Raw genomic sequence first — 16850 nt, 5'->3', positions numbered from 1 at the left:
TACCACAGTACCGGGAACTGTGGTATTTTTTTATCGTTGTAGAAGGTTGTCGAACGTTTACTAGGTAATGGGTAAGCAGCTGAAGTAGAATAGAGGTAATAGACTAGTTTAAGGGGTTGGAAATGGTTGAATATCTATCTCATTCGTCATGGCGAAGCCGAGCATAATGTGGATAAAACCGTGATGGCACATACCCATGATTCACAGCATAGCTTAACGGAACTGGGACATAAACAAGCCAGGGTAACAGCTGAATTTTTCAAAACGATAGTCACTCCAAAGACTGTATTGTACAGTTCACCTTATTTAAGAACAATGCAAACCGCTCAGGCCATTCATTCTTTATTACCAGATAGCGTTCCATTTTACGAGAATCCATTAATACGAGAATGGGAGCTGGGGAATCTGTATGATTTTGCCGATCGTCCACCTGAAAAGAAGAAGGAGTTCAAAGCTGCGGGCCAATTCTACTTTCGCTTTCAAAATGGAGAATCACTGGCGGATGTGTACCTGCGTGCGACGATGTTCATGCATACGGTAGTAGAACGTGTGAGGCAGCAGCGACGGTATGAAAATGTTGTGATTGTCACCCGTGCAGCCTTTATTCACATGCTTTTAACGTTCCTGATGAATTGGCCAATAGAAGACTTAAAACATTTCAAACCAGTAGAAAATGCATCTGTAATCAAATTAAATGAAATAGATGGAGATTATCAGTACGAGAAAATTTTCGTGCCAGTCGTGGAAAACTAAAACACAAAATACACTCTCGTTCCATTCGAATGAGGGTGTATTTTTTTATATTATTTCCTTTTTTGAAATAATAAAGTTAATTTCTAAAATAACAAAATATTTATTTTTTAAGCTAAGAAATGCATTGGAAACGATTACAAGAAAATTTTTAATAATTTAAATTGACTGAAAAGTATAATTATATTATTATTCTAGTAATAACAAATCCTTCGTAAAACGAAAATTTAGTAAAACTAACCAGAAAGAAGGGACTCTATATGTCACAGATGTTAGCTTTAGTTATTCTTATGCTTATTTTATTTATTGGAGATTTAGTTGCCGTACGCACAAAGGCATGGGTACCTTCTATTTTTATTTGCGCGGTCTTGTTCCTTGGGGGATATTGGACCTTCTTCCCGCAAGACATTGTAGCACTGGCAGGGGTGCCGCCAGTGGTTGCAACCATGATGATGTACTTATTAATTACCAATATGGGAACTTTACTATCGCTTCAAGAATTGAAGAATCAGTGGAAAACGATTGTAATTGCTCTCTCGGGGATTTTAGGAATTATTGCAATATTATTTGGAATTGGAACATTCCTATTCGGCTATCAGACAGTTGTTGTTGCTATCCCTCCTTTAGTAGGTGGAGTTGTTTCTGCCCTAATCATGTCTGAAGGTGCAAAGGAAGCAGGGCTTGCTTCATTATCTGTATTTGCCATCGTGATTTATGTCATGCAGGGTTTTGCAGGATATCCGATTACTTCTATTGTTTTGAAAAAAGAAGGGAAGAGACTTCTGCAGCAATATCGCAGTGGACAACTTGCGGAAAAAGCACAAGGGAAAGCTGCTGTTGAAGTTGCGGCGGCGTCAGCGGCTGCGGCTGCTAAGCCAGAGTTAAAACTTTTTAAGAATATGCCAGAAAAGTATAATACAGACTTCTTTAAGTTTCTGAGGCTTTCATTGGTCGCATACCTAGCTTATCTAACTTCAACTCTATTAGCTCCAGTTGTTGCAGTCAGCCCATTTGTACTTTGCTTATTGTTCGGTGTAATTGCTACAAGTGCTGGATTCTTGGAGAAACAGGTTTTGCAAAAAGCGAATGGTTTTGGATTTGCCATCATGGCGCTTATGCTGTTTATCTTTGACGGATTAAAACAAGCAACACCAAGCATGATGCTTGAGATTATTTATCCACTTGTCGGTACAATCGTTTTAGGCGTAATCGGGATGTATATCTTCTCATTCATTGCCGGAAAGATTTTAAAAGTGAGTAAAGAAATGGCCTTCGCTGTTTCGCTTACAGCGTTATATGGTTTTCCAGCTGATTACATTATCACAAACGAAGTCATTAAATCCTTAACAGAAGATGAAAAGGAAAGAGAAATGCTGACCAGCAATATGTTGCCTCCTATGCTAGTTGGAGGATTCATTACCGTTACAATGGTGTCGGTCATACTAGCAGGTATCTTTGTAGGATTCTTGTAAGAAGGGATTGGAGTATATGGAAACAAAAATGGGAACAAATTTAGATCAAGTTCAGGCTAGAATTGAAGGCCATATAGATACATTGAGTGCCTTTACCGCTACACCGGGTAAAGGCACTACCCGGCTTACATATAGCCCTGAGGATTTGCAGGCACGCCAATATATAAAGACAAAAATGGAAGAATACGGTTTAACTGTTCGGGAGGATGGATTTGGTAATATTTTTGGGAGACTTGAAGGAACTTTTAACGATGCACCGAGTGTTCTTGTTGGTTCCCACTTTGACTCAGTTCCAAATGGCGGTTCTTATGATGGACCTGCAGGAGTTGTGGCAGGACTTGAAGTTGCGGCACTTTTTGCCCAAAACAAGTTAACGCCTAAATATCCTTTAGAAGTGATTGCTCTTGTTGAAGAAGAAGGGTCAAGATTTGGCGGCGGACTGATGGGTTCACGCGGAATCGTAGGATTATTAGATGAGGAAGGTTTTAATAGTTTAAAAGATAAAGATGGAATTTATGCTGTCGATGCCATGAAGAAAATTGGACTTGATCCTTCGCTTCCGAAAAAAAGAGATCCCAAAACCATGAAGGCATACCTGGAGCTGCATATTGAACAAGGACCGATCCTTGAAGAAAAAGGTATTCCTATTGGAGTCGTTGAATCGATTGTTGGTTTAACTCAATTAGAAGTAACCGTAAAGGGACAAGCCGGACATGCTGGTACCACTCCGATGGTTCGCAGAGCTGATGCGTTAGTCACTGCAGCTAAGATGATTGCACAATTCCCAGACCTTGCTGAATCGGAAGGGGAAGGAACAGTTATTACTACTGGGCGATTAAATGTATTCCCAAATGGGGCAAATGTCATTCCTGATAGGACAGTATTTACGGTGGACATCCGTTCAGGCAAGGAAGAAAATGTTTTGAATGTAATCCAAAAAGTGAAAGACTTAGCGGTTTTTTATAGCAAGCAAGGTATTGGGGTAAGTGTTGAGCAACTTTTATATATACAACCGAAAGGAATGAACAAGGATATTGTCTCTTTGCTGAAGGGAAAGAGCGGTGAACTTGATATTCCTAGGTGTTCCATTAACAGCGGCGCAGGTCATGACGCAATGGTCTTTTCTGATTTTACGAATGTAGGTATGCTGTTTATTCCGAGTAAAGATGGGTTAAGCCATTGTCCGGAAGAATGGTCCGATTCAAGGCACATAGCAAATGCTGTTCAGGTTCTATATGAAGCAGCCAAAAAGTTGACGGAGGCTGAATAATCATGATACATGCAAAAATAAAAGAAGCCATTCAAACATACAGCGAAGAATTAACAGAATTACGTCGAAAGCTGCATTCTGAACCAGAAGTATCGTGGGAGGAATTCAAAACTACTCAATTTGTCTGCGAGTATCTTGATGAATTAGGAATCACTTTCAGGAAAACTGAACCCACTGGTGTGATTGCGGAAATTCAAGGAGGCAGACCGGGCAAAACAGTGGCGCTGAGAGGTGACATGGACGCGTTACAGGTAGAGGAACTTAACAAAGATTTACCGTATGCCTCAAAGGAAGATGGAAAAATGCATGCATGCGGCCACGATGCACACACATCGATGCTATTGATTGCTGCTAAAGCTCTAAATGAAATCAAAGAAGAATTACCAGGTAATGTACGCCTATTGTTCCAGCCGGCTGAAGAAGTAGCAGAAGGAGCAAAGGCGTTGGTGGGGCAAGGTGCGATGGAAGTCGTTGATAACGTTTTTGGGATCCATATCTGGTCGCAGATGCCTACCCATAAAGTTTCGTGTACACCAGGACCATCGTTTGCTTCTGCTGATTTATTTAAAGTTACGTTCAAGGGCAGAGGCGGACATGGAGCCATGCCGCATGCATGTATTGATGCTGCTGTCGTCGCTTCATCCTTTGTTATGAATTTACAAACGGTTGTATCTAGAACCATTGATGCACAACATCCAGCTGTTCTGACGATAGGAAAAATGGTTGTCGGTACAAGGTTTAATGTAATAGCAGAAAATGCGGTAATAGAAGGAACAGTCCGTTGTTTCCATCCTGAAACAAGAGATTATATTGAAACTCAGCTTCAGCACTATGCAGAACAGGTTGCTGCACTATACGGCGCCACTGCAAAGGTGGAGTACATTCATGGAACCAAAGCGGTCATTAACGATGAATATAGTGCAAACTTAGTTCAAAAAGTTGCCTCGGTTGCGTTTGGGAATGATGTGGTGTACAACGAAAAACCTACCATGGGCGGTGAAGACTTCAGTGAATATCTCGCCCATGCACCAGGCAGCTTCGCCCTCGTCGGCAGCGGAAATCCTGAAAAAGACACACAATGGGCCCATCACCACGGCAAATTCAATATCGACGAAGACGCCCTCGCCACAGGCGCAGAACTCTATGCCCAATATGCATGGGCATACCTGAATGAATAATAGTTAACGTTGAAAAACCAATAACGGTGCCAATAACGGTGCCTGTCACCATCCGTGGACACTGTCCACCTCAGGCGGACAGTCGCTAAATAAAAAACAATGTTACGATTAGAAAAGGATACCGCGGTGGGCGGTATCCTTTTTATGCTGCTTGTACGGTTAAGTTGTTTGTTGTCTTAGTATTTTTTCAAATACGAGGTTACATAAATGGTAGTTACAATACGCATATACACAGAAAATAAACATGAAGGTAATTTTCCAGGTGAATAGGATTAATATCGTTAAGATTAGTAAGACAATAAGAGACAGTGTAACTAGTATATATCTGATTGAAAAGAAAAAGGAGTTCTTGAGTGCAGTCGTCCAATTAACATTGTAATTTGCAATGGTTGAAAAAATAAAAATGGTGATGAAAAGCATTACTAATCCAATTAAAGTTAAAATGGCTAAGAGCACATACTGGAAAGAAGCAAAGTTTTTCAATAACATAAAGTTAAGGGAAAATAGACCAGCAAAAATAATCCAGATAATCCCTAAGACAAAACTTTGTTTAAAGTTTTCTTTAAAGTATTGGAAAAAATTCCGAAAAACACTATAGTCTTTATGTATCACCCACTGGCGGATCACGCAGAACATTGCCACAGTTGCGGGGAAAATCGTGATGACCGGCAGGCAAAACAAAAGCCATAGGAGATTTAATTGGAAAAAGGCTGTTACAAATTCAAGTATTTTGAATAATTGTTTCATGTAAGATCTCCAAATTTCGTATTTGCTAGTAGTACTATTAAAATACCATACAACTTTTTAAAAAAGAAGTACAAGTTGTCTTTAAGGAGGACAGAATGGCGATTAAAGCAATTTTCTTTGACTTAGATGATACATTACATGATCACCTATATCCTTTTTCAAAAGCGTTTAAAGATTCATTTCCTCATCTTTATGAACAGATGGATGTTGTGTCATTGTACAAAAAATTTAGGGATTTCAGTGATTTGCTATGGAAAAAATATAGTAATCACGAGTTGACGTTAGAAGAACTCAGAATAGCTAGAATTGAGATGGCATTTGAATATTTTAAAAAGGGCATTAACACTGAACAAGCAAGTGAATTTCAAGCACAATATGAGTTGAATGGTGACAACCTCCAGTTATTTGCGGAGGTTCCGGAACTAATAAACGAGATCAAAGCTAAGGGAATACTTGTTGGTATCATAACAAATGGGCCAGTACAACATCAGTTCTCGTAATCGGAAAATTAATCTTAACAAAAAAACACACTTTCAAGCGTGTGTTTTTCTTTAACAAAGTTCGAAAGTCGCAATCACTATCATTCTTGTATAACCATATCCACGCTTTTTAACGGAGCAGTGGAATTTCTTACGACCAACTCAGGTTCATAAACAATAGACTGGGTATTATTTTCCTTTCCTTCTACAGCTGAAACGATTTTCTTTGCTGCTTCAATCCCCATTCCCATTTTAGGATGGGCGACAGTTGTTAGTTTCACTTCAAATGCCTCAGCTAAAAACGAGTCATCATAACCAACAATTGAAACATCATCTGGGACACTTATTTGATAATTTCTTAATACATCTAGAACCATCAGAGCCAATTGGTCATTGTAACAAACAATTGCAGTCGGCTTATCATCTGATGAATAAAACTTGTTTAATTGATCCTTAATTTTTTCGTTCATGTCCTCGGTCGAGTAGGAGATAACCATGTCTGGGAAGAACGTGATCCCGTGTTCCCGGAATGCGCGGATGAAGCCCTGCATACGGTTAACGCCTTGAAGATCGTCGGTTTTAAATAATCCAATAATCTTGCGATGACCAAGCTTAATTAAATGTTCAGTAGCAATATAGCCTCCATGTTCATCATTAACAACAATATGTGGAGGTGCTAACTGTGGATAAAACTGATTAATCATTAAATATGGAATGTTACGCTGTTCTAGTTCTAAATAGTAATGAATGTTAGGATTATAAACACTACTTTTTGTCGGTTCAACGATAAGTCCATCGATATTTCTGTTTAACATGGTTTGTAGGCACTGTTTTTCTTTTTCAATGTCGTTATCCGTACATGCAAACGTTAACGAATAACCTTGGGCCGTAAGGTAGGATTCAATTCCTCTAATAATAGAAGGGAAAATATAGTCGGAAATATAGGTTGTTATTACTCCGATATTTTTGCCATTCGTTTGAGCTGGCAGAACAGTTGGCTTTTTTTCTTCCTGTTTAAACGAACAAAAGGTTCCGGCTCCTTGTTCCCTATAAAGCCATCCCTCATGTACTAAATCCCCCACTGCTTGACGAACTGTATGCCTGCTGACACCAAACATTTTAACAAGTTCATTCTCTGAGTAGATTTTTTCACCAGGCTTAACCTTGCCACTGGTGATCCAATCTGTTATCTGTTCTTTCACCATATTGTACTTGGTTTTTTGTGCCATTGTTTCACCACTTTCTATATTACGTATAAGTATAACAATTAGAGTATTGGAGTATAGAATAAAAAAGAGATTACGATGTTTTAATTATACACTAATTATTATACCTTAAAAACACGTACGTACATAAGTAAAAAATTTATTAAAACATGATTGACATGTACGAACAGGTATATTACTATTTTAACTGTAGGGAATACGCTTTCATAGTTTTACAAAGAAACAAGAAAAACGTAATGATAATGCCTGTTGTTAAGTGCAAAAAAGTTACGGCGGAAGAATATTCAGGAGGGATTTTTATGTAGTCGCCTAACATGTACGTACAATGCACGCGCATATTTTTACAACGAATCAACTATTATTTCATTAAATTATGGTTGCGTTTTCAATTTTTTCACTAAATTGTTTTACTATTAAAATAGTTTTGGAGGGATTACCTTGATGAAATCAACAAAAAAGCTAGGTTCATTGATTCTACTTACTATTATGATTATCGGTTCCATCCTTGCTGGTTGCTCTAATAGCTCAGAGACATCAGGAAAAACGAAAGATGGAAAAACGGCTATTACATTTATGTTTAGAGGCCAGCCTCAAGAATTGAAAGCTTATGAAGCAACTGTAAAACGTTATGAAAAAACACATCCTGATGTGAAAGTGACATTGGTTCAAGTTGCTCCAGATCAATATGATACAAAGTTAAAAGCAGCGATTGCTGGTAAGAAAATTCCTGATGTTTTCTTCTATAACCCAGCTCAAGTAAAAGCATATGTAAACTCTGGTGTATTAAAAGATATTACTGAGTTCGTTGAAGGTTCAGAAAATGTAAACATCGAAGATATTTGGGAAAAGGGTATTGCTAAGTATCGTTTTGATGGCGAAACTCTTGGACAAGGTGCAATTTATGGATTGCCAAAAGATTTAGGGCCGTTTGCTTTAGGTTACAATAAAACAATGTTTGAAGAAGCAGGAATTCCACTTCCTGACAAAGATAAGCCTTATACATTAGATGAATTCATTAATGTAGCACAACAATTAACAAAAGATAAAAACGGCGATGGAAAAAGTGATCAATTTGGTGCCGGGTTTAACATTCAATGGGCATTGCAGCCAATTGCCTGGAGTAACGGTGCTGACTGGATAGATGAAACTGGCACAAAAGTAACAATTGATACTCCTGAATTCGCTGAAGCAGTTCAATGGTTTGCTGATCAACAAAATAAATACAAAATTACCCCTTCTATTGCGGAAGCACAAACACTTGATACTTACCAAAGATGGATGAAAGGCGAATTGGCTTTCTTCCCTGTTGGTCCTTGGGATATGGCAACATATGCAGAGCAATTAAAGTTTGAATATGACTTAATTCCATGGCCTGCAGGCAAAACAGGTAAACCTGCTGCTTGGGTTGGTTCTCTGGGTATTGGTGTAGGTGCTACAACTAAGAATGCGGAAGCTGCAGCTGAGTTAGCATTATACCTATCTGCTGACCAAGAAGGTAACCAAGCTTTAGTAGATGCTCAAGTTCAATTACCAAACAGCGTGACTGTTGCTGAGCAATGGGCAGCGGACACATCAATTAAGCCTGAAAACAAGCAAGAATTCTTAGATATTATTAACGATTACGGTCGTGGATTCCCAGCTGAAAAAACTTACACAGCTGAATGGTATGATGAATTCTTCAAAAACATCCAGCCAGTTCTTGATGGTAAGATGACAGCAGAAGATTATGTAAAAGAAGCGCAACCTAAGATGCAAAAATTACTTGATGCAGCAATCGCACAAGAAAAGCAAGCTAAGAAATAAGCAACAAACTGAACTTTGACACAGTGTAAATGGTGCTAGTTTTCTTGAAAACTACTAGCACCATTTATTCCTTTTATCTAAATTTTTTGGTGAAAAAGAAATTTAGAAAAAGGAAATGTGTCATCATTATAGCTTTTGAAAGGGTGAGGGAAGATGAAAACGACATCCAAACTGTATCGCACAGAGCAAAGATATGCCTATTTATTTATTGCAGCACCTGTCATAGGATTCCTCATATTCGCAATGGTTCCGCTTATTTATTCCATTTATGGTGCATTTACAAACTGGGATGGTCTAGGGTCAATGGACTTTATCGGGTTGGAAAACTTTATCAATGTATTCCAAGATGAGTACTTCTATAAGTCGATGTTTAACACGATTTATATGATGCTTGGTATTCCAATCGGTATTGTTTTAGCGTTATTACTTGCTCTAGCTTTAAATCGTGGAATTCCTGGAACCAATACATTTAGGGTTCTATACTATATTCCGGTTATCTCTTCTATCGCAGCGATCTCTATTCTATGGCAATGGGCTTACAACGGAGATTACGGATTAGTCAATCAGTTCTTAGCTATTCTTGGAATTGAAGGTCCTAACTGGCTGCAAAATACTTCTACGGTAAAACCGGCATTAATCATCATGGCGGTATGGAAGGGATTAGGTTATACAATGCTGCTATACTTAGCTGCCCTTCAAAGTGTGCCAAAATCATTTTATGAAGCGGCGAAACTGGATGGTGCTAATGCATTCAAAGCATTTTGGCACATCACTCTTCCTATGGTAAAACCTGTTACCTTCTTTATCATCGTAACCAACATTATTGGCGGGGCTCAGATTTTTACTGAAATTAACGTAATGACTCCAACTGGTGGTCCTGAATATAGTTCAGCATCCGTGGTGTTTTATATTTGGCAAAAAGCATTTGGTAACTTCCAATTAGGTTATGCATCTGCAATGGCGTTAGTATTAGGACTTTTCATCTTCATTATTACTTTAATCCAATTTAAGATAAACGAGAAAAATTCCTTCGAACTGGATTAATAACCGTAAAGTAAGAGAGTAATAGAGAGGAGCGTATAAAATGGAAGTTGCAGTTGCAAATAAAAAGTCAGTTAAAGCAGAACCTATGTCTGAAAAGAAGAAAAATAGAATTACCGACGCCGTGGTATTTATTTTCCTAAGCTTTGGAGCAATCTTCATGGTAGCGCCTTTGTTATGGATGTTCTCGACTTCGATCAAGACACGGGAGGATGTTTTTGCATTGCCTCCGGTGTGGATTCCAGAAACGATTTCTTTTGCTAAGTATTCTGAAATTTGGTCTATGGGACCGCTGCTTTCAGGTATTAGTAATAGCTTAATCGTCGCTGTATCGGTAACAGTGATTGGTACATTCACCTCAAGTTTAGCGGCATTTGCATTTTCAAAGTTGCACTTCAATGGCAAAAATAAAATCTTCATGATGTTATTTGCATCGGTTATGATTCCTTATCCAGTACTAATGATTCCGCAGTTCATCATGTTTTCTTCCATAGGATGGGTTGATACTTTACTGCCATTAATCGTCCCTGGATTTTTCGGAAACATTTTCATGATTTTCTTTTTACGTCAGTTTTTAACTAGTATTCCTAACTCGATCATTGAAGCTGCAAAGATTGATGGATGTTCTTATTTCCAAATCTTTTATAAAATCATCTTCCCGTTAATTAAACCTGCGGTAGCAGCGCAGTTGATTTTATGGTTCATGGGGATTTGGAATGATTACCTTGGACCGATTCTTTATCTGAACTCACCAGAGAAGCAGACACTACAGCTTGTAATTGCAAACTTTAATGCTTCATATGCGATCCAAAGTGATTATCCACTGATCATGGCTGCATCGGTTGTTGCGTTATTGCCAATGTTGATTGTTTTCATCGTCTTCCAAAAACAAATCATCGAATCGATTGCAATTTCAGGGGTAAAAGGTTAATACCACTAAATCAAATGCCTGTGCATTTTTTAGCTCAATAAAGATAGAAGTTAATAGAGAAATAAAAGAGCACTTATCAGAGTTACTAGATGATAAGTGCTTTTTGTTTAAAAAATACTCAAATACAATGGGAGTCCATCAATGAAACTTAAAACCAAAAATTCTTTAGTTGGGATTGTTATTTTAATATTGATAATCATAGGAGTGTGGCTTGTTGTGACTCTTGCCATACCTAAAACAGGAAATTTGTCTGGCGTTACATTACCAGCGGCCCCTGCCGATAAGCGGGTGCAAAATGTTAACGGTGATATCCTTTATAAGGAAAAGGATTGGACCACCAATTTTACTCATGATGCTTCGATTATTAAAGCAGATGGCTGGTATTATGCGTTTTCTACAGACTACATGGTAGGAACCCCGCCAAAACCCGGAATCCAAATTAGGAAGTCAAAGGATTTAATTAAATGGGAGTTTGTTGGGCGTGTGTTTGAACAAGTATCTACAGAGGCGTGGGAATGGACGAAAGGAACAACCTTTTGGGCGCCGGATGTGGTGAAATTGAATGATAAATATTATTTATACTACTCTGTCTCCTCTGTTGGAAAAAGGAACTCATATATTGGTGTGGCGGTAAGTGACTCTATTGAGGGCCCGTGGAAAGACGAAGGGGCCGTATTTAAAACCCAAGAGGGCGATGACCACAGTGTAAATGCAATCGATCCGGATATCGTATTGGATGAACAAGGTCAGGCTTGGATGGTTTATGGCTCTTATTTTGGCGGAATTTTCATCACAAAAGTAGATTCTAACACCGGAAAATTAGTCAATCCAAATGATGAGGGTACGATAGTGGCGCAAAGGAAAAATATGAATTACGGCATAGAAGGACCTGAAATTATTTATAACCGTGATACCGGTTATTATTATTTAACTGTATCTTATGAGTGGCTGGAGGATACATATAATGTCCGGACAGCTAGGTCGAAAAATATAACGGGACCGTATGTGGACTATAATGGCAACGAAATGATTGATACAACGGATGAATCCTTCAATACTGGGAATAAATTAGTAGGAGCCTATCGATTTGAAAATAGTGATGGCTGGCTGGGGACTGGTCATAATGCCTTGTTTGAGGAAGATGGGGAATATTATCTGACCCATAATGCCAGAGCGGGCGAAGATGTCTATTGGTCCCATTTACATGTCAGGAAAATGGTTTGGACCGATGAAGGCTGGCCAGTGGTTTCGCCGGAAAGATATGCAGGTGAAGCAGAACAAGAAATAAACGAGGAAAACATTATTGGCAAATGGGAACAGATTCTTCTCCCAAGATATGATGATAGTTTACAAGTTTCCCAGAATTTAAAATTAAAATCAAATGGGAAAATAGGTGAGGATAATAAGAGTCATTGGGCGCTAACGGGTGAAAACACACTAGAACTCACTATTTATGACCCTGGCAGAGCTCCTGATGATTACTGGAAGTACAAGTTGGAAGTGATTCCTGCTTGGGACTGGGAAAATTGGAACGGTACGCTTGTTTTCACTGGTTTAAACCAAGAGGGAACCGTTTTGTGGGGTAAAAAGACGGTTGAAAACTAAATAAAGAAGTAAAAGAGTAGGAAAAAACAACATGTTTTCCTACTCTTTTAACTTGTATGCAAAAAGTTTTTAAATAAATAGTAAAATACCTTGAAAAAATATTGATAGGTGGTAAAATCAAGTTAAAGGTTATACGTACAAGTTTTGAAAGTGACTACAATGTCGGTAACTTGTAAGGTGCGATAGATAGTGAAATGTCGAAAAATGACCATTCTTGTACGGATGACATACTAAACTTAATAAGCAGCGTTTAATTTTAACCTGAGTGAGATACGAATGTTGTTATTCACATTCTATTAAACTCAGAAAAATTTTTATTGATTATGTAAACGTATTCTTTCTAAAAGGCAGGGTGAGAAAATGGCTAAATATGCAATTGGTGTCGATTATGGTACACAGTCAGGAAGAGCCGTTTTAGTTGAGGTTGGAACTGGTAAAGAAGTTGCAACAGCTGTAAAACCGTACACACATGGAGTAATGGATGAGTTTTTACCAGATGGATCAACAAAATTAGAACATGATTGGGCACTGCAGCATCCCACAGATTATTTAGAAGTTTTACAGATTACCATTCCAGAAGTATTAGATAAGGCACAAGTTTCCCCGGATGATGTCATCGGATTAGGAATCGACTTTACAGCTTGTACGGTCCTACCGGTTGATCAGACTGGGACTCCATTATGCTGGAAGCCTGAATATAGTAAAAATCCACACAGCTATGTAAAGCTTTGGAAGCACCATTCAGCACAAGACGAAGCAAACCGTTTGAATGAAATTGCTGCACAACGTGGTGAAAAGTTCTTACAACGGTACGGCGGAAAGATTTCTTCCGAGTGGATGATTCCGAAGGTATGGCAAATTCTAGATGAATCACCTGAAATTTATGAAGCTGCAGATCAAATTTTAGAAGCAACCGATTGGGTTATTTCTCAATTGACTGGTCAAGTAAAGCGCAACAGCTGTACTGCGGGTTATAAAGCAATGTGGCATAAGCAGGATGGCTACCCGTCAAAAGAATTTTTTAAAGCGCTTGATCCTCGTTTAGAAAATGTTGTTGAAGATAAATTATCTACTGATATTGTTCCAATTGGCTCTAAAGCTGGAGAAATCACTGCTGAAGGTTCTAAGTTAACAAGATTGAACCCAGGTACTGCAGTAGCAGTTGCGAATGTGGATGCACACGTTGCCGTCCCAGCGGTAGGGATTACAGAACCTGGTAAACTACTGATGATTATGGGAACGTCTACATGTCATATTCTACTAGGTGAAGAGGAAAAGATTGTACCAGGTATGTGCGGTGTGGTTGAAGATGGAGTCATTCCAGGATATATGGGATATGAAGCTGGGCAATCCTGCGTAGGTGATCATTTTGAATGGTTTACTGAAAACTGTGTACCGGCAAGTTACTATGAAGAAGCAAAAGAAAAAGGCATCAATATCCACCAGCTATTAACGGAGAAAGCAAGTCAGTTAAACGTTGGTGAAAGTGGTCTCCTTGCTCTTGATTGGTGGAACGGCAATCGTTCAACACTTGTAGATGCTGATCTTACAGGCGTGCTGCTGGGACAAACATTATTAACAAAACCAGAGGAAATCTACCGTGCGCTGATTGAAGCAACTGCATACGGTACACGAATGATTGTTGAAACGTTCCGTGATAATGGTGTTCCGGTTAATGAAGTGTATGCTGCAGGCGGAATTGCTGAGAAAAATACAATGATGATGCAGATTTATGCAGATGTATTAAATATGAGTATTAAAATCTCTGCTTCCTCTCAAACGCCAGCACTAGGTTCTGCTATGTTTGGTGCTGTTGCGGCAGGCAAAGAACGCGGCGGTTATGACAGCATTACAGAAGCAGCTAAGGATATGGGCAGAGTCAAAGATTATGTATACCAGCCTAAGGCTGAAAATAAGGTCGTCTACGATCAGCTTTATACCGAATATGCACGTCTATATGATTATTTTGGACGCGGAGAAAATAACGTGATGAAAACATTGAAAAAAATTAAGAGTGCAAGCTCCTTAGAAAAAACGGAGGAGACAGTATGCTAGAACGACTAAAAAAAGAAGTTTTGGAAGCTAATTTGCAGCTTCCAAAACATAACTTAGTTACGTTTACTTGGGGAAATGTAAGTGGGATTGATCGTGAACAGAACCTTGTTGTCATCAAACCAAGCGGTGTACCTTATGATGAGCTTACGATTGAGGACTTGGTAGTAGTAGATTTAGAAGGAGAGATTGTCGAAGGAAATCTGCGCCCTTCATCTGATACACCAACACATCTTGCACTCTACCGTGCTTTCCCAACGATTGGCGGGGTGGTTCATACCCATTCGCCGTGGGCAACAAGCTGGGCGCAGGCAGGTCTTCCGATTCCGGCACTTGGAACTACACATGCAGACTACTATTATGGAGAGATTCCTTGTACACGTGAGATGACTCAAGAGGAAATTGATCGTGCCTATGAACTTGAAACAGGAAATGTAATTATTGAAACGTTTGAAAAATCAGGATTAGACCCTGTGGCAATGCCAGGAGTTCTAGTGTTTAACCATGCACCGTTCTGTTGGGGTAAAAACGCCAATCAGGCTGTACACAACGCAGTTGTGTTAGAAGAAGTAGCGAAAATGGCGCTGCATACCTTCCAGCTAAATCCTAGCGTAAACCCAATTCAACAATTCTTGTTAGATAAGCATTACCTGCGAAAGCATGGAAAAAACGCATATTACGGCCAAACAAAACAAACAACCAATCAAACGCTTTAATGGTTGTCTTATAGAATAACTGAAACACATATGTTGTTTGGATTTTGAAAATATTAAACTACTTAGGGGGATTTACCTTGTTAACGACAAAAGCCTATGAATTTTGGTTTGTAACTGGAAGTCAATTACTTTACGGAGAAGATGTACTAAGAGTAGTAGAAGAGAATTCAAAAACGATTGTAAGTGGTCTAGATAATGATTCAGCTGTTCCATATAAATTAGTTTTTAAATCAGTTGTAAAGGATTCGGATGCGATACGCCGCTTGATTCTTGAAGCGAATGCTGATGAAAATTGTGCAGGAATCATTACATGGATGCATACATTCTCACCTTCAAAAATGTGGATTGCAGGGCTTTCAGCTCTTCAAAAACCATATCTTCATCTAGCCACACAATTTAACCGGGACATCCCATGGAATTCAATTGACATGGATTTCATGAATCTTAACCAAGCTGCACACGGAGACCGTGAACATGGATTCATCGCCAGCCGCTTAAAGGTTAAACGTAAGGTGGTTGTTGGGCACTGGGAAAATGCAGAAGTTAGAGAACGTGTTGGCAGTTGGATGAGAACGGCAGCAGCTTTTGAAGAAAGTAAAAATTTAAAGGTTGCTAGATTTGGTGATAATATGCGCCAAGTAGCGGTAACGGAGGGTGACAAAGTAGAAGCTCAAATTAAATTTGGCTGGACAGTTAATGGTTACGGTGTTGGCGACCTCGTTCAACGCATGAACGATGTAAGTGAACAAGAGCTTGACCAGTTAATGGCTGAATATGAAGAAAAATATGATATTACACCAGAAGGTCTTACTGACGGACCAGTAAGAGACAGCATCCGTTATCAAGCCAGAATCGAGCTTGGAATGAAAGCATTCTTAACTGAAGGCGGATATAGCGCATTTACGACTACTTTTGAAGATTTACATGGTATTCGTCAGCTTCCTGGACTTGCTGCTCAACGTTTAATGGAGCAAGGGTATGGTTTTGCTGGTGAGGGTGACTGGAAAACAGCGGCACTCGTACGCTTGATGAAAATCATTGCTGGCAACGAAGGTACATCCTTTATGGAAGACTATACCTATCATTTTGAGCCAGGAAATGAAATGGCTCTTGGTGCACATATGTTAGAGGTTTGCCCAACAATCTCAGCTATCCGTCCTAAAATTGAGGTTCATCCGCTAGGAATTGGCGGTAAAGAAGACCCTGCAAGAATCGTATTTGATGGAAGAGGCGGTTCTGCGTTAAATGCTTCAATTGTCGACCTTGGACATCGTTTCCGTCTTCTTGTTAATGAAGTAGATGCCCTGCAACCAGAACAGGATATGCCGAATCTTCCTGTTGCACGTGTGCTTTGGAAGTGTCAGCCATCTCTTAGTCAAGCCGTTGAAAACTGGATCGAGGCAGGCGGAGCTCACCATACTGGATTCTCTTATAAAGTAACAACAGAACAGTTAAGAGACTTTGCAGAGTTAGCTGGAATTGAAATGGTTGTCATTAATAACGACACAAAAACAGAATCTTTTATTAACGAATTACGCTGGAATGACGTTATCTACCGTTAATTTTTAAACTAGGGGCTA

Annotated in this window: 14 protein-coding genes; 12 read left to right on the top strand and 2 right to left on the bottom strand. The window is 39.1% G+C overall.

Annotated elements, in window-relative coordinates; translation table 11 throughout:
* Positions 1 to 126 precede the first annotated feature (126 nt).
* The 4 genes from ABC255_RS27150 to ABC255_RS27135 all read left to right on the top strand — a co-directional run bounded on the left by ABC255_RS27150 (position 127) and on the right by ABC255_RS27135 (position 4670).
* Positions 127 to 753, top strand: coding sequence for a histidine phosphatase family protein (locus ABC255_RS27150; protein ID WP_412998223.1), 627 nt, complete (start codon positions 127 to 129; stop codon positions 751 to 753).
* Between the two features lie 257 nt (positions 754 to 1010).
* Positions 1011 to 2222, top strand: coding sequence for a hypothetical protein (locus ABC255_RS27145; RefSeq protein ID WP_412998222.1), 1212 nt, complete (start codon positions 1011 to 1013; stop codon positions 2220 to 2222).
* Between the two features lie 28 nt (positions 2223 to 2250).
* On the top strand, positions 2251 to 3492 hold the full coding sequence (locus ABC255_RS27140) for a Zn-dependent hydrolase (RefSeq protein WP_412998647.1): 1242 nt from the start codon (positions 2251 to 2253) through the stop codon (positions 3490 to 3492).
* Positions 3493 to 3494: 2 nt separating this feature from the next.
* Positions 3495 to 4670, top strand: coding sequence for an amidohydrolase (locus ABC255_RS27135; RefSeq protein ID WP_412998221.1), 1176 nt, complete (start codon positions 3495 to 3497; stop codon positions 4668 to 4670).
* 159 nt (positions 4671 to 4829) lie between these two features.
* Here ABC255_RS27135 and ABC255_RS27130 read toward each other — a convergent pair whose 3' ends face one another.
* Positions 4830 to 5417, bottom strand: a complete 588-nt coding sequence (locus ABC255_RS27130; RefSeq protein WP_412998220.1) for a DUF624 domain-containing protein — start codon at positions 5415 to 5417, stop codon at positions 4830 to 4832.
* A gap of 95 nt (positions 5418 to 5512) precedes the next feature.
* Between ABC255_RS27130 and ABC255_RS27125 the strand changes: the two genes are divergently transcribed.
* A complete protein-coding gene (locus ABC255_RS27125) occupies positions 5513 to 5917 on the top strand; it encodes an HAD family hydrolase (protein ID WP_412998219.1) in 405 nt (134 codons plus the stop codon).
* Between the two features lie 80 nt (positions 5918 to 5997).
* Here ABC255_RS27125 and ABC255_RS27120 read toward each other — a convergent pair whose 3' ends face one another.
* A complete protein-coding gene (locus ABC255_RS27120; protein WP_412998218.1) occupies positions 5998 to 7125 on the bottom strand; it encodes a GntR family transcriptional regulator in 1128 nt (375 codons plus the stop codon).
* 438 nt (positions 7126 to 7563) lie between these two features.
* On the opposite strand from ABC255_RS27120, the gene ABC255_RS27115 reads away from it, so the two are divergent.
* The 7 genes from ABC255_RS27115 (at position 7564) to araA (ending at position 16832) form a co-directional block, all read left to right on the top strand.
* On the top strand, positions 7564 to 8925 hold the full coding sequence (locus ABC255_RS27115; RefSeq protein WP_412998217.1) for an ABC transporter substrate-binding protein: 1362 nt from the start codon (positions 7564 to 7566) through the stop codon (positions 8923 to 8925).
* Between the two features lie 153 nt (positions 8926 to 9078).
* Positions 9079 to 9969 (top strand): carbohydrate ABC transporter permease, encoded by an 891-nt coding sequence (locus ABC255_RS27110; protein ID WP_412998216.1) that lies wholly within the window; start codon positions 9079 to 9081, stop codon positions 9967 to 9969.
* Between the two features lie 85 nt (positions 9970 to 10054).
* Positions 10055 to 10897, top strand: coding sequence for a carbohydrate ABC transporter permease (locus ABC255_RS27105; protein ID WP_335534611.1), 843 nt, complete (start codon positions 10055 to 10057; stop codon positions 10895 to 10897).
* A 141-nt stretch (positions 10898 to 11038) separates the two neighbouring features.
* Positions 11039 to 12502 carry an arabinan endo-1,5-alpha-L-arabinosidase gene (locus ABC255_RS27100; RefSeq protein WP_412998215.1) on the top strand — a complete coding sequence of 488 codons (1464 nt, stop codon included), beginning with the start codon at positions 11039 to 11041 and terminating at the stop codon, positions 12500 to 12502.
* A 360-nt stretch (positions 12503 to 12862) separates the two neighbouring features.
* Positions 12863 to 14557, top strand: a complete 1695-nt coding sequence (gene araB, locus ABC255_RS27095; RefSeq protein WP_412998214.1) for a ribulokinase — start codon at positions 12863 to 12865, stop codon at positions 14555 to 14557.
* Positions 14551 to 15270, top strand: a complete 720-nt coding sequence (gene araD, locus ABC255_RS27090) for an L-ribulose-5-phosphate 4-epimerase (protein WP_412998213.1) — start codon at positions 14551 to 14553, stop codon at positions 15268 to 15270. Before araB ends, araD begins: the two co-directional genes overlap by 7 nt.
* Before the next feature lie 77 nt (positions 15271 to 15347).
* Positions 15348 to 16832, top strand: a complete 1485-nt coding sequence (gene araA, locus ABC255_RS27085; RefSeq protein WP_412998212.1) for an L-arabinose isomerase — start codon at positions 15348 to 15350, stop codon at positions 16830 to 16832.
* The last annotated feature ends 18 nt before the right edge of the window (positions 16833 to 16850 follow it).

Source organism: Neobacillus canaveralius (genome assembly GCF_047237705.1).
Classification (GTDB): domain Bacteria; phylum Bacillota; class Bacilli; order Bacillales; family Cytobacillaceae; genus Neobacillus; species Neobacillus niacini_K.
The sequence above is the reverse complement of the archived record's forward strand: the minus strand, read 5'-3'. Positions and strand labels throughout refer to the sequence as shown.

Excerpts from the sequence above, each read along its gene's own strand:
- ABC255_RS27100 (WP_412998215.1), top strand. The coding sequence starts at position 11,039 with ATGAAACTTAAAACCAAAAATTCTTTAGTTGGGATTGTTATTTTAATA.
- ABC255_RS27145 (WP_412998222.1), top strand. The coding sequence starts at position 1,011 with ATGTCACAGATGTTAGCTTTAGTTATTCTTATGCTTATTTTATTTATT.
- ABC255_RS27120 (WP_412998218.1), bottom strand. The coding sequence starts at position 7,125 with ATGGCACAAAAAACCAAGTACAATATGGTGAAAGAACAGATAACAGAT.
- ABC255_RS27125 (WP_412998219.1), top strand. The coding sequence starts at position 5,513 with ATGGCGATTAAAGCAATTTTCTTTGACTTAGATGATACATTACATGAT.
- ABC255_RS27130 (WP_412998220.1), bottom strand. The coding sequence starts at position 5,417 with ATGAAACAATTATTCAAAATACTTGAATTTGTAACAGCCTTTTTCCAA.
- araB (WP_412998214.1), top strand. The coding sequence starts at position 12,863 with ATGGCTAAATATGCAATTGGTGTCGATTATGGTACACAGTCAGGAAGA.
- ABC255_RS27110 (WP_412998216.1), top strand. The coding sequence starts at position 9,079 with ATGAAAACGACATCCAAACTGTATCGCACAGAGCAAAGATATGCCTAT.
- ABC255_RS27135 (WP_412998221.1), top strand. The coding sequence starts at position 3,495 with ATGATACATGCAAAAATAAAAGAAGCCATTCAAACATACAGCGAAGAA.
- ABC255_RS27105 (WP_335534611.1), top strand. The coding sequence starts at position 10,055 with ATGTCTGAAAAGAAGAAAAATAGAATTACCGACGCCGTGGTATTTATT.
- ABC255_RS27140 (WP_412998647.1), top strand. The coding sequence starts at position 2,251 with ATGGGAACAAATTTAGATCAAGTTCAGGCTAGAATTGAAGGCCATATA.
- ABC255_RS27115 (WP_412998217.1), top strand. The coding sequence starts at position 7,564 with ATGAAATCAACAAAAAAGCTAGGTTCATTGATTCTACTTACTATTATG.
- araD (WP_412998213.1), top strand. The coding sequence starts at position 14,551 with ATGCTAGAACGACTAAAAAAAGAAGTTTTGGAAGCTAATTTGCAGCTT.